The sequence below is a fragment of the Sphingopyxis granuli genome (genome assembly GCF_001559015.1).
GTDB lineage: Bacteria > Pseudomonadota > Alphaproteobacteria > Sphingomonadales > Sphingomonadaceae > Sphingopyxis > Sphingopyxis granuli.
On the sequence record NZ_CP012199.1, the window covers coordinates 1644906 to 1658413 of the forward strand.

13 protein-coding genes and 2 riboswitches are annotated in these 13508 nt (G+C 66.8%); all 13 genes read left to right on the forward strand.

Translation table 11 applies throughout. From position 1 onward, the window contains the following. The first annotated feature begins 18 nt into the window (after positions 1-18). The 13 genes from SGRAN_RS07615 to SGRAN_RS07675 all read left to right on the forward strand — a co-directional run bounded on the left by SGRAN_RS07615 (position 19) and on the right by SGRAN_RS07675 (position 13465). Positions 19-570, forward strand: coding sequence for a Csu type fimbrial protein (locus SGRAN_RS07615; protein WP_082737137.1), 552 nt, complete (start codon positions 19-21; stop codon positions 568-570). 124 nt (positions 571-694) lie between these two features. Next, the gene (locus tag SGRAN_RS07620; protein ID WP_210434213.1) at positions 695-1183 is read left to right on the forward strand and encodes a Csu type fimbrial protein; all 489 of its coding nucleotides are present in this window, start codon (positions 695-697) and stop codon (positions 1181-1183) included. A 56-nt stretch (positions 1184-1239) separates the two neighbouring features. Continuing rightward, on the forward strand, positions 1240-2010 hold the full coding sequence (locus SGRAN_RS07625) for a fimbrial biogenesis chaperone (protein WP_067182253.1): 771 nt from the start codon (positions 1240-1242) through the stop codon (positions 2008-2010). Positions 2011-2014: 4 nt separating this feature from the next. Next, positions 2015-4402, forward strand: a complete 2388-nt coding sequence (locus SGRAN_RS07630) for a fimbria/pilus outer membrane usher protein (protein WP_067182255.1) — start codon at positions 2015-2017, stop codon at positions 4400-4402. Further along, the gene (locus SGRAN_RS07635; protein ID WP_067182258.1) at positions 4384-5382 is read left to right on the forward strand and encodes a Csu type fimbrial protein; all 999 of its coding nucleotides are present in this window, start codon (positions 4384-4386) and stop codon (positions 5380-5382) included. The genes SGRAN_RS07630 and SGRAN_RS07635 overlap by 19 nt, the downstream gene beginning before the upstream one ends. A gap of 247 nt (positions 5383-5629) precedes the next feature. Beyond that, positions 5630-6187 (forward strand): winged helix DNA-binding protein, encoded by a 558-nt coding sequence (locus SGRAN_RS07640; RefSeq protein ID WP_067182261.1) that lies wholly within the window; start codon positions 5630-5632, stop codon positions 6185-6187. A gap of 343 nt (positions 6188-6530) precedes the next feature. Continuing rightward, the gene (locus SGRAN_RS07645) at positions 6531-7178 is read left to right on the forward strand and encodes a Rossmann-fold NAD(P)-binding domain-containing protein (protein WP_067182263.1); all 648 of its coding nucleotides are present in this window, start codon (positions 6531-6533) and stop codon (positions 7176-7178) included. A 251-nt stretch (positions 7179-7429) separates the two neighbouring features. Then, a riboswitch (glycine riboswitch) is annotated at positions 7430-7525 on the forward strand. Continuing rightward, positions 7526-7629, forward strand: a riboswitch (glycine riboswitch). It begins immediately after the preceding riboswitch. A gap of 54 nt (positions 7630-7683) precedes the next feature. Next, a complete protein-coding gene (gene gcvT / locus SGRAN_RS07650; RefSeq protein ID WP_067182265.1) occupies positions 7684-8817 on the forward strand; it encodes a glycine cleavage system aminomethyltransferase GcvT in 1134 nt (377 codons plus the stop codon). A 3-nt stretch (positions 8818-8820) separates the two neighbouring features. Continuing rightward, positions 8821-9192 (forward strand): glycine cleavage system protein GcvH, encoded by a 372-nt coding sequence (gcvH, locus tag SGRAN_RS07655; protein WP_067105834.1) that lies wholly within the window; start codon positions 8821-8823, stop codon positions 9190-9192. A 151-nt stretch (positions 9193-9343) separates the two neighbouring features. Next, complete coding sequence (gene gcvPA / locus SGRAN_RS07660) at positions 9344-10702, forward strand: aminomethyl-transferring glycine dehydrogenase subunit GcvPA (protein ID WP_067182268.1); 1359 nt, start codon at positions 9344-9346, stop codon at positions 10700-10702. Positions 10703-10846: 144 nt separating this feature from the next. Next, entirely contained in the window at positions 10847-12352 is a 1506-nt protein-coding gene (gene gcvPB, locus SGRAN_RS07665; RefSeq protein ID WP_237234012.1) for an aminomethyl-transferring glycine dehydrogenase subunit GcvPB, read from the forward strand. Between the two features lie 25 nt (positions 12353-12377). After that, positions 12378-12833: an ABA4-like family protein gene (locus SGRAN_RS07670; protein WP_067182273.1), complete on the forward strand. Its 456-nt coding sequence runs from the start codon at positions 12378-12380 to the stop codon at positions 12831-12833. Continuing rightward, positions 12830-13465: a DUF938 domain-containing protein gene (locus tag SGRAN_RS07675; protein WP_067182276.1), complete on the forward strand. Its 636-nt coding sequence runs from the start codon at positions 12830-12832 to the stop codon at positions 13463-13465. The genes SGRAN_RS07670 and SGRAN_RS07675 overlap by 4 nt, the downstream gene beginning before the upstream one ends. Positions 13466-13508 lie beyond the last annotated feature (43 nt).

Here is a 13508-nt window from a genome sequence, read left to right on the forward strand (position 1 = left end):
TAAGGAGGAGATGTCACAATGCGGCACATTATACCTCGCCGCGTCGCGCTCGGCGCCACCTTGTTCGCGGCCTTTCTTGCCGCACCCGCCCATGCCGACATCACCGGCACGGTCGATGCCACGATCACGCTGGAGGCGGGCTGCGTCATCAACGGCCAGAATCTGGACGACGGCGCGAGCGGCGCCGATTTCGGAACGATCGATTTCGGCGTTCACAACACCCTCTTCACCCAGGCCGACGGCGAACTATCCAGCGGCGGTGCGGCACTCTCGATCCAGTGCAGCCCCGGCATCACGCCCGTCCTTCACTTCGACGCCGGCGAGAATGACGGCGAAGGGGTCGGCGGCGGCCTGCGCGCGATGGAGCATTCTGTTACGCCCGGCCAGTTCGTGACCTACAATCTCTATTCGGATGCAGGCCGCACGAACGTCATTGCGATCGGCGGGACGATCACTCTGCCTTCAACCGGCGCGGTGCAGTCCGTCCCTGTCTATGGTAGCGCGTTCGGTGCGCCGGGACTCATCGCGGGAACCTACGGCGACGTCGTCACCGTGGTGCTTGAACTCTAGGCCCCGCTCGCGACCCCCGGACTGTCCGATGCCCGCTCGCTTACCCTTGGTCCGTATCCCTCCCCACAGGGCGGGCCATTGGACTGCCGCCCTCGCACTCGTGGTCCTGTGCGGGGGCGGCGCCTTGTCTCCCGAGCGCGCGCGCGCCGAGACCAGCGCCAGCTTCGACGTGACCGCATCGATCGTGCCGGGGTGCAGCGTCGATGGTCTTGGAACAAGCGGGCACGCGGGGACAATCGGCACCCTCGATTTCGGAAGCGATTCGAGCCTTTCGACCGCGAGCCACAGCGCATCGACGACCGCGAACCAAGCGATCCGGCTGCGCTGCACGCCCGGCGTCAGCCTTCAGATGAGCATCGACGGCGGCGCACATGCTGCATCGGGTACCCGTCATCTCCAACTCGGCGCCGACAGCACGGCGCGCATTGCCTACCGCCTGTGCGATGACGCGCCCTGCACCCAGCAGATCGCGATCGGCGGCTCGGTCAGCCACACGATCAGCGCCGCAGATGCGAACGACGTCCGCCTTCCGATCCACGCCGCGCTCGACCTGCCGGGCGGGCTGCCGCCCGGAACCTATAGCGACACGCTGATGGTGACCTTGAGCTGGTGATGAGCGATGCGCCCCGGTCTCCTTTGCCGCTTTCAAACACCCGGAGGGTTTTAGCGATGCCACGCCCGATCTCTTCCTTGCTCCTCCTCGCGGCCACCGCGCTGTTGCTGGCGCCGGCCAGCGCCGCCGCGCAGCAATCCGGCGCGATCCTGATCTGGCCGGTCCATCCGGTGATCGAAGGCGAAGCGGGCGCGGCGGCACTGTGGATCGAGAATCCCGGCAAAGCGCCGGTGACGCTTCAGACGCGGATATTCGCCTGGTCCCAGGAGGGCGGCAAGAATGTCTATGCGGCGCAGGACGAACTGCTCGCGACCCCGCCGATCGTAACTATCGACCCCGGCGCCCGCCAGCTCGTCCGCCTGACCCGCACTGCGCCGCCGCCCACCGAGGCCGAGCGGGCCTATCGGCTGATCGTCGATGAGCTTCCGGTCGAAAGCGGAGACAGCGCCGCCGCGGGCGGCGCGACGGTGACCTTCCGCATGCGCTATTCGCTTCCGCTCTTCTCTTACGCCAGGGGCGCGGGTCCGAAGGCGCTCGCGGCGCGCAAGACGCCGCAGCCAGCGCCTCGCCTTTCGTGGAGCATAGGCCAGGATGCCGGGGGCGCGTGGCTGAAAGTCCGGAACAGCGGCGCTGTTCACGCGCGCCTTACCGATGTGGCCTTGGGCGAGGGCGCGGCGCGTCATACCGTCGCGGCGGGCCTGCTCGGCTATGTGCTGCCGGGCCGGGAGGCGCGATGGCCGCTGGCCGGGATGCCCGCATCGGGCGCGCCCCTCATCCTCTCCGTGAATGGCGCGCCCGCCGGGCCGATAGCGCCAAAGTCCGAATGACGCCATGGCTGCGCGGGGGGGCCATCGGGAGCGGTATCGCACCGTGGCGAGCGCCTGCCCGCTCGCGACGCTGCTGGCGGCGATCGCCCTGGCCGCGACGATCCCGTCCGCCGGCGCCCGCGAGGCCGAAGCCTATCACGGCACGTTTCCCCCGCCCCCGCGAACAGAGCCCGCCGCTTCGTCCATCCTGTTCCTCGAACTTGTGGTCAACGGCCGCTCGAGCGGCATCGTGGCGGCGGTTGGCGTCGAGCATGGCCGCTACAATCTTCGCCTAGCTGACCTGAAGCGCGCTGGCCTGCTTGTCGATGCGGTGGACGACAGCCTGTTCCTCGACGAGCTGCCCGGCGTCACCGCGCAATACGACAAGCCGGCGCAAAGTCTGGGGATCGACGTTCCGGCATCCTATTTGCCTCAGCAGCGGCTCGGCGGACGAAAACGCAAGCAGGTCGCCGCCCGCACGGAGACGGGGGCGCTGCTCAGCTATGACGCCTATGTCAGCGGCGGCGACCGCGCGCCGACGCAGGCGTCGCTTTATCATGAAGCGCGGCTGTTCGCGGTCGCGGGTTCACTCTCCTCGACCGGCGCGCTGCGCACCGGTGGCGGCAAAACCTATGTCCGGTATGATACCCGCTTTCGCCGGTCGGACGAAGCGACCGCGACGACGATAGAGGTCGGCGATTTCATTACCCGCACGCTTCCTTGGGCCTCGGCGGTGCGCCTCGGCGGCATTCAGGTCTCGCGCGACTTTTCGGTCCGCCCCGACATCATCACCTACCCGCTGCCCGAATTCGCGGGCAGCGCCGCCCTGCCTTCGACGGTCGAACTGCTCGTCGGCGGCCAGCGCGTCGCGGGCGCCCAGGTCGCGCCCGGTCCCTTCGCGATCGACACATTGCCGCCGATCACCGGCGCGGGCCAGGCCAATCTGATCGTCACCGACATGCACGGCCGCAGCATATCGGCGACACTGCCCTTCTATGTCGCGAGCGATCTGCTGGCGCCGGGGCTAACCGATTTCGCGCTGGCGGCGGGCGCGTTCCGCGAAAATTACGGCCGGCGGAATTTCGACTATGGCGGGGTCGCGGCGACCGCCTCGGCCCGGCACGGCCTGACGGCCGGCGTGACGCTTGAGGTCCGCGCCGAGATCGCCGAGGACATGCAGCTTGCCGGCGGCGGCGCGATGGTGAAGCTGGGCGGCGGCGGCGTGATAAGCGGGTCCTACAGCCGCAGCTTCGGCGACAATGGCGCGGGAAGCCAGCTGACGCTCGGCTATGAATATCAGGCGCGTCTCTTCTCGCTCGCCCTCCGCCACAGCCGCCAGAGCGCGGACTATATCGACCTCGGCCTGATCGACGCGCCGTTCGGCAGCAGCGAGCGGCGGATCAGCTCGGCGACACTCAGCCTCGTCATGGGACGCGCGGGAACGCTGGGGCTCGGCTATTTCGACGTGCGCCGCGCCGTCGGGGCGGACAGCCGCTTTGCCAACGCCAGTTGGTCGCTGCCGCTATGGCGCGGCGGCAGGCTCCAGGCGAGCGCGACGCGCGAGTTCGAGGACCGGACCTGGTCGGGCGCATTGACCCTCAGCATGGCGCTCGGCGGCGGGGATGGAAGCGTGAGCGCCGGCGTATTCGACGCGTCCGGAGCGCCGCGCGCCTGGCGCGCCGACTATTCGCGTCCGCTTCCCACTGCGGGCGGCTTTGGCTGGGGCGCCGGTGCGATCGTCGACGAGGACGGCGGCCATGCCTGGCGCGGCGACATTCAGTGGCGGGGCGATGCCATGGCGTTGCGCGCGGGCGCATTCGGCGACGGCAACGCGACCTTCTGGGCGGGCGCGAGCGGATCGCTCGTCTTCATGGATGGCGCCGTCTTTGCCGCCAACCGGGTCGCCGACGCATTCGCCATCGTCACGACCGACGGCACGCGCGGTATTCCCGTGCGCTATGAAAATCAGCTCATCGGCCATACGGGCAGCGGCGGCAGGCTACTCATTCCTTGGACGAGCGCCTGGTATCCGGGCGAGTTCGCCATCGATCCGTTGGGGCTTCCCGCCGACGTCAGCATCCCGGTCGTGTCGCAGAAGGTCGCCATCGCGGCGGGCGGCGGCGCGGTCGTCAGATTCCCGGTCGAACACATGACGCCCGCGCGCGCGGTCCTCGTTGGGGCGAATGGCGCGCCGTTGCCCGCAGGCGCACCGGTCCGCCGGCAGGGCGAAATCCTTACCTACACGGGCTGGGACGGGCTTTTGTATCTCGAACAGGCCAGCCCCGGCGAGACAGAGGTGCTGACCGTCGATTTGCCCAGCGGCAAAAGCTGCACCATTCGCTTCACGGCCCCGGCCCGCCGCGAAGCTGTCGTCATCGACCTTGGAGAACTGGAATGCGAAACCGGACACTGAACGCGCTGCTCGTTCTTCTCGGCCTCTGCGCCTTGCTCGCTCCCACGCGCGCCTTTGCCTGCACCGTCGCGACCGCGAGCACCGACCTTGGTGACCACAGCAGCTATGTCGCCGCGAGCACCCAGCTTTCGGGCAGCGGCTCGGCGGGCCTCAGCTGTGACGTTCTGCTGGCCTTGCTCGCCACCCATTATGTCGGCCTCCAGGTCGAAAGCTCGACCTTTCAACTGACAGGGCCGGGCGGAAGCAGCATCGCCTATACCGCATCGCTGACGCCCGGCGGCCCGGCACTGACCACCGGCAATTTCCAGAACCTCTCCTCGATCAGCCTGCTCGGCCTTTTCAGCGGAACGAACAACAGCATTCCGATCTACTTCCGGACGACACCGACCACGGGTCTGCGCGCGGGAACCTACACCGGCTCGCTCGACCTCAGGTGGTATTATTCGGTCTGTTCGCTCGGGGCTGTGGTTTGCCTCAGCTATTCGCAAAGCCCCGGCTTCGTCCGCCCCGTTCCCATTTTCGTTCCTCTCAACTGGGGCACCGGCACGGCAGTGCAGATTCATATCGAACTTGAAATCGAGAATGACTGCATCATCACCGCGCCGCCGCTCGATTTCGGTTCGGCGCCGCTCGCCGGAAGCTTCGATCCGGTTACCCGGACGATCCAGATCCGTTGCAGCGCGGGCGCAAGCTACTCCGTCGGGCTGGACAATGGCGACCATGCCCTTGGCGGCATCCGGCGCATGGCTAGCGGCGGGAACCATCTTGCCTATGAAATCTACAAGGGCGCGTCGTCCTCCGATCGCTGGGGGCCTCTCGGCGGTGAACGCAGGAGCAGCGATACCGCCGACAGCAACGCGGGCGTCTATGATAGTATCACCACGCAGGGTTTCATATACCGGGCGGTGATCGATCCCGATCAGACGCCTCCGCCGCAAGGTGATTATCAGGACAGCGTCCGTATCGACGTCGAATTCTGAATCGCAATGCGACACGCTGGCTACGTCTCTACTTGCCGGATTCATACCTGCATTCCGACATCATTTCACGCTGTCTGCCTCACCCATCGGAACGAGAAAGCGTCGATTTCATAGGATTTTGATCTTGGTCAGCGCTCATCCGCCGGTGTTACGGTGAATTACTACCGTATTGGTAGCAAATCTGGCAGAAACCGAGTTTAATCTGAGGTAATCTCGCGCCGTAAGTCCATTTTAGGGGAAATGGCAGATGGGATATGAAGGCAGCCGGTCGAACCACCAAAGCGAGACGGATGGCGCGCGCATCCGGCGGCTTGAGCACACGGTCGATCAGTTGCTTTCGATGATCCACGATCTGACGTCCGGGCCGATAACCGCATCGACCGACGATGACGGCTCGCTGATAGGTCTCGCCGCTCCCGGACCGATGGTGCCCGTCCATGACCGGACGGCGGCAACCGAAGCCGATCCCGCGAAACTCGCCCGCGCCGCAGATATTCGTGAACGAATTCGCACGCGGCGGCTTCGCGAATCCTATTTCCCCGCGGACTGTTTCGCGGACCCTTCTTGGGACATGATGCTCGATCTATATGCCGCGCACTACGAAGGGGCGAGGGTGTCGGTTTCGAGCCTCTGTATCGCGGCATCCGTGCCCGCGACGACTGCGCTCCGGCGGATCAATCAACTGACGGCGCAAGGCTTATTCGTTCGCGACCACGACCCCATTGACGGCCGCCGTGTCTTCATTCGCTTGAGCGAGGACGCAAAGAACCGGCTGGATCGCTATTTCGATAGTGTCGGCTATTGACAGGCCCGGTTATGGTTGGCCGCCCCCGGCCGGACCAAACAGACCAGCAGCAGTTTCATCAACGTTCAAATAGCGACTTCCAACGAGTTATAACATAAGTGTGCCCGCGAAAGCGGGAATCCAGCGAAAAGAATAACGGCGCGGCAGCGCTGGATCGCCAGCGTCGCAACTGGATTCCAGCCTTCGCGGGAATGACATGGGGAGGGGGTGGGCGCAAAATCTCTCCGCGCCTCCGCGTCTCCGTGTGAATCCTCTTCCATCTCATCTCTGCGGCCTCTGCGTCTCTGCGCGAAACATACACCCGCCGCATTGCCAACCGCGCCCGCGCCGCTAAGCTTCGGCCATGGCATCCCCTGACATCTTGCTGATCGGTGCGACCGGTCTCGTCGGACGCGGGGTAGTCGCGGCAATGGACGACCGCCCGCTGACCATCCTTGCGCGGCGCGCGGTCGATGGGGCGCCGGATGGGCACACGCTCGTTGCGCCGCCGGAACGCTGGGCCGATATCATCGCCGCCGAACGGCCGGCGACCCTGATCTGCTGCCTCGGCACGACGATCCGGCAGGCAGGATCGCAGGCGGCGTTTCGCGCGGTCGATCACGACCTGGTGCTTGCCGCGGCGCGCGGTACGCGGTTAGGCGGCGCCCGCCAGATGATCGTCGTCAGCTCGGTCGGCGCCTCGGCGAAGAGTCGCAATTTCTACCTGCGCACCAAGGGCGAAATGGAGGCGGGCCTGCGCGCGATCGATTTCGCGCGTCTCGATATTCTTCGCCCCGGCCTGCTGACGGGCACACGCGAAGGGACGCCACGGCTTGGCGAGGGGATCGCGATGATGGCCGCGCCCTTCACCAACGCGCTGCTCCATGGCACGCTGCGCCGCTACCGCTCGATCCCGGCGGCGACCGTCGCGCGTGCGATCGTGCGGCTCGCGGGGCAGGGGGAGTCCGGCGTGCATGTCCACGAAAACGACGCGATCCGGGCTTTGAGCTGACGCGCTTCTCTTCTTCGTCACCCCTTTTCGAACAAGCCGTTCCCCGGCGAAAGCCGGGGTCCACGCGGGGCCGCGCAACCTCATCTGACCCCGGCTTCGACAGGGGCACGAGCCTTGCTTGCCGGGAAGGGCATATGGGCCGATTCGATCCGGGGTGACGAGGGTGCGGAATCATGCGTCGTTCTTCGATTGACTCCGCGCGGGCGCGCAGCCAAGGCTCGCGCGTCTGTCGGCTCCCCGCAGGGGATTCGACCGGCCGCGCGGGAGAGCGCGGGGCAGGCGACTGCACCGCCACCGAAGGAGCAACCGCCCCGGAAACTCTCAGGTCAAGGGACCGCGCAGCCGGACTGGACACTCTGGAAAGCGTCGTGGCTCGCGCCCGACCACCGAAGGGGTAACTCCGTGATTACATGGAGGAAAACTCTCAGGTTCCCGTGACAGAGGGGGCATGGCGGAAACCACGGCACCGGGCCGTGCGTTCGCCATGTCAACGCGGGAGACTGTTATGACCGACACTGAATTGCCGGCCGAGGAAGCGGTGGAAACCGCAACGCTGCCGCTCGACGCCTGGCACCGCGCGAAGGGTGCGCGGATGGTCGAATTCGCCGGCTACTGGATGCCGATCCAGTATGAAGGCATCATGGCCGAACATCTGTGGACGCGCGAGCACGCCGGCCTGTTCGACGTCAGCCACATGGGCCAGATCAGTCTGGAGGGCGAGGGCGCCGTCGCCGCGCTCGAAGCGCTCGTCCCCGGCGACATCGCGGGGCTCAAGCCCGGCCGCATGCGCTATTCGCTGCTGCTGGCGGAGGATGGCGGCATCCTCGACGACCTGATGATCACCAACGAGGGCGACCGGCTGGGCATCGTCGTAAACGGCGCGGTCAAATGGGACGACATTGCCTATCTGCGCGAGAATCTCCCCGACGCCGTGACGCTCAACCACAACGAGGATTATGGCCTGCTCGCCTTGCAGGGACCAAAGGCCGCGACGGCGCTCGCGCGGCTGGTGCCGGAAGCGATGGGGCTCGTCTTCATGCAGACGGCGCGGGCGACGTGGCAGGGGCACGCGATCGCGCTCAGCCGTTCGGGCTATACCGGCGAAGACGGCTTCGAAATCGCGCTGCCGAACGAGGCGCTCGCGCCCTTCGCCGACGCGCTGTGCGCGATGGAGGAAGTGAAGCCGGTCGGCCTCGGCGCGCGCGATTCGCTGCGGCTGGAGGCGGGGCTGCCGCTCTATGGTCACGATCTCGATCCGGCGACCGACCCGATCGAGGGCGATCTGGCCTTCGCGATCAGCAAACGCCGTCGCGAGGAGGCCAATTTCCCCGGCGCCGCGCGCATCCTCGGCCATCTGGCCGATGGCGCGCCGCGCAAGCGCGTCGGCCTGACGGTCGATGGAAAGCTGCCGGTGCGTGAAGGCGCGAAGCTGTTCGACGGCAATGTCGAGGTCGGCATCGTGACCTCGGGCGGCTTTGCCCCCAGCGTCGGCGCGCCGATCGCGATGGGCTATGTCCCGACCGGCCTCGCCGAACCCGGTACCGCGCTCGCGGCGGAGGTGCGCGGAAAGCGCGTGCCCGTCGTCGTCGCCGCCACCCCCTTCGTTCCGCATAACTATGTCCGCAAGCAGGGAGCCTGATCGATGCCGCGTTATTTCACCGAGGAACATGAATGGATCGACGTCGACGGCGATGTCGCGACGGTCGGCATCACCGATTTCGCGCAGGGCCAGCTCGGCGATATCGTCTTCGTCGAGGTGCCCGATGCAGGTGCCGAACTGACCAAGGGCGGCGACGCCGCGGTCGTCGAATCGGTGAAGGCGGCAAGCGACGTCTATGCCCCCGTCGACGGCACCGTCACCGAAGGCAATGGCCAGCTTGAGGAGGACCCGGCATTGGTCAATACCGACCCCGAGGGCGAAGGCTGGTTCTTCCGCATGACGCTCGGCGACAAGAGCCAGCTCGACGGGTTGATGGACGCCAAGGAATACAAGACCTTCTGCGATAGTCTTTAGATCGGAATCGCCCCTCCCGCTTGCGGAAGGGGCAGCGAGACTTGCGAGCTTGCTCGCTAGTCGCAGCGGGGTGGGCCCGAACGATGGGATCACCTCTGCGGCTATGCCCACCCCCAGCCCCTCCCGCTTGCAGGAGGGGGGAGACAGTGAAATGCGTTACCTTCCGCTCACTCCCGACGACCGCAAGGAAATGCTTGCCGCAGTCGGCGCCGCGTCGATCGATGACCTGTTCGCCGACGTGCCCGCCGAGGCGCGGCTTTCCGGTCCGATCCCCGGCCTGCCGATGCATGCGAGCGAATTGGCGGTCGAGCGCCATATGGCCGCGCTGTCGCGCCAGAGTCGCGTCGCGGGCGACGGGCCCTTCTTCCTCGGCGCCGGCGCCTATCGCCACCATGTCCCGGCAAGCGTCGACCATCTGATCCAGCGCGGCGAGTTCCTGACCGCCTATACGCCCTATCAGCCCGAGATCGCGCAGGGCACGCTGCAGATGCTGTTCGAATTCCAGAGCCAGGTCGCGCGCCTGTTCGGCACCGACGTTGCCAATGCATCGATGTACGACGGCTCGACCGCCTGCTGGGAAGCGATCGTGATGGCGCGGCGGATCACGCGGCGGAACAAGGCGTTGCTCTCGACCGGCCTGCACCCGCATTACCGCAGCGTCGCGCGCACCATGGCGACCTACACGGGCGACACGCTCGTCGACGGTGACCCGACCCTCGAACCCGGAACCGACTGGGCGGCGCTTTCGCGCGCGATCGACAAGGATACGAGCTGCGTCGTCGTCCAATATCCCGATATCCTCGGCCGCATCGACGACATGAGCGCGCTGGCGGAGGCGTGTCAGGCCGCGGGCGCGCTGCTGATCGCCGTCGTGACCGAACCCGTCGCGCTGGGGCTGATCAAGGCGCCGGGCGAGATGGGCGCCGACATCGTCGTCGGCGAGGGGCAGGCGATCGGCGTCGGGCTCCAGTTCGGCGGGCCTTATGTCGGCCTGTTCGCCTGCAAGAGCAAATATGTCCGCCAGATGCCGGGACGCCTGTGCGGCGAGACGGTCGATGCGAACGGCAAGCGCGGCTTCGCGCTGACGCTCTCGACCCGCGAGCAGCATATCCGCCGCGAAAAGGCGACGAGCAACATCTGCACCAATTCCGGCCTTTGCGCGCTGGCGTTCAGCATCCACATGACCTTGCTCGGCGAGGCAGGGTTGCGCCGGCTCGCGGCGATCAACCACCAGCGCGCGAAGGCGGCTGCGACCGAACTGGCGAAGGTGCCGGGGGTGTCGCTGCTCAACGCGGCCTTCTTCAACGAATTCACCCTCGTCCTGCCGACCGAGGCGCGGCCCGTGATCCACCGGCTTGCCGAAAAGGGCATCCTCGGCGGCGTGTCGCTCGGCCGCCTCTATCCCGACAATGATGCGCTGGCGAACGGGCTGGCGGTCGCCGTGACCGAAACCGTGACCGAGGATGATATCGCCGCCTTTGCCGCGGCGCTGAAGGAGGTGCTGGCATGACTTTCCCGCTCTCCGTTTGCCCTGAGCTTGTCGAAGGGCCGTCCTTTTTCCTGACCGCCGCAAGAAAAGAGCAGGGCTTCGACAAGCTCAGCCTGAACGGGATTTAAGATCATGGCTTTGAATCAGAGCGGCTGGCGCCCCGAAATGAACGCGGGCGGCGCCGACGACAGCACGACCTTCACCGGCAACCGCGCGCTGATGCTCGAAGAACCGCTTCTGTTCGAAATCGGTTCGACCGAAACGACCGGCGTCGACTTCGACGAAGATACCGCCGCGGCCGACCTTGGCCCGCTCGCGCGGTCGGCGCCGATCGGCCTGCCGGGGCTCAGCGAATCTGAGACAGTGCGCCATTATACGCGCCTGTCGCGCCAGAATTATGCGATCGATCTCGGCCTCTTCCCGCTCGGGAGCTGCACGATGAAGCACAATCCGCGCCTCAATGAAAAGGTCGCGCGGATGCCCGGCTTCGCCGACGTCCACCCGCTCCAGCCGCAGGAAACGGTGCAGGGCGCCTATGCGGTGATCCACGAACTCGCCGAATGGCTGGTGACGCTGACCGGCATGCACGCGGTCGCCATGTCGCCCAAGGCGGGCGCGCATGGCGAACTGTGCGGCGTCCTGTGCATCAAGGCGGCGCTCGCGGCGCGCGGCGAGGACCGGCGCGTGCTGCTCGTCCCCGAAAGCGCGCACGGCACCAATCCCGCGACCGCCGCCTTCGCGGGCTTCACGGTCGAGGATATTCCGGCGAACGCGGAGGGCCGCGTCGATCTGGCGGCGCTCGAGGCGCGGCTGGGGCCCGACGTCGCGGGGGTGATGATCACCAATCCGAACACCTGCGGGCTGTTCGAGCGCGACCTGAAGGCCATTTCCGACGCGGTTCACGCCGCCGGGGGCTATGTTTATTGCGACGGCGCGAATTTCAACGCGATCGTCGGCCGCGTGCGGCCCGGCGATCTGGGGGTCGATGCGATGCACATCAACCTCCACAAGACCTTCTCGACCCCGCATGGCGGCGGCGGGCCGGGGTCGGGGCCGGTGGTGCTGTCGGCGGCGCTGGCGCCCTTCGCCCCGCTGCCCTTCGTGACGAAGGACGGCGACCGCTTTCGCCTGATCGAGGAGGAGAATGCGGACGAGGCGCATCCCGACAGCTTCGGCCGCATGACCGCCTTCCACGGCCAGATGGGCATGTTCACCCGCGCCCTCGCCTATATCCTCAGCCACGGCGCCGACGGGCTCAAGCAGGTGTCCGAAGATGCGGTGATCAACGCAAACTACGTCCTACGCAACCTACAAGACCTCCTCGATGCGCCTTTCGCGGCGTCGGGCCCGTGCATGCATGAGGCGCTGTTCAGCGACAAAGGACTCGCCGAAGGTTTCTCGACGCTCGACATCGCCAAGGGACTGATCGACGAGGGCTATCACCCGATGACGGTCTATTTCCCGCTCGTCGTTCACGGCGCGATGCTGATCGAGCCGACCGAGACCGAGAGCAAGGCGGTGCTCGACCAGTTCATCGGCGCGCTGCGCAGCATTGCGCTGCGTGCGAAGAATGGTGATCCAGCGCTCAAGTCTGCCCCGCATTTCGCCCCGCGCGCCCGGCTCGACGAAACGCTCGCAGCGCGCAAGCCGGTGCTGCGCTGGGAGGGTTGATGGCCGAAGCGGGAGGAGGATCGCGATGAGCTGGGATAGCCTGTTTCTGCTGGCCAGTTACTGGGCGATCGGCGGGTGGCTGGTGCTGGCATTCGCGCCGCGCAGCCCGTGGGTCCTGTCGCTGATCCTCTATGCGGGGGTGGCGCTGCTCTGCCTGCTTTATCTTGTGCTGATCGTCGGGTTCCTGAGCAGCGGCATTGATCCGGGCGGGGTAGGCGGCGGCGACTTCACCTCGCTCGCCGGGGTGATGAAGCTGTTCGATTCGCCGGGCGGGGCGACTCTGGGCTGGGTGCATTATCTGGCTTTCGACCTGTTCGCCGGGCTGTGGATCGCGCGCGATGCCGACGGCAAAGGCGTCGGCCGCATCGTCCAGTTCCCCTTCCTGCTGCTGACGCTGCTCGCGGGGCCGGTCGGCCTGTTCCTGTGGCTGGTCTGGCGCGAGCGCCGCGCGCGGGCCGGAGCGCGGATTCGGTCAGGGTGACCCCGAAGCCCTGGCTGTCGGCCGACGGAGGCAGCGGCGAGAAACGCTACGCCCCCGCGACGCTGCGCAACCGCGACGCGATCGCTGCGGTGCTCGCCGACTGGCTGCCCGCTTCGGGCATGGTGCTCGAAATCGCGAGCGGATCGGGCGAACATGCCATCCATTTCGCCGCCGCCTTTTCGGCGCTAACATGGCAGCCGAGCGACCCCGATTCCGCCGCGCTGACTTCGATTGCCGCGTGGAGCAGGGATGCGGTGGCCGCGAACATTCTGCCGCCGCTGCAACTCCATGCCGCGGCGCCTGATTGGCCGATCGCCCGCGCCGACGCGATCCTGTGCATCAACATGGTGCATATCAGCCCGTGGGAAGCGACGTTGGGGCTGTTCGCGGGCGCCGCGCGGCTGCTGCCGCCGGGCGCGCCGCTAATCCTCTATGGTCCCTATGTGGAGGCCGACGTGCCGACGGCCGAGAGCAACCGCACGTTCGATGCCAGCCTTCGAGCCCGCAACCCCGCCTGGGGCCTGCGCGACATGGCGGCGGTCGCAGCGGCGGCGAAGCAGGCGGATCTTAGTTTGGCTGCGCGCCGCGCGATGCCGGCGAACAACTTGATGCTGCTGTTCCGCCCCCGCTGACTCACCCTGTCACATCTGCGCGCTTTTCCCTTGCGCGCAGAGC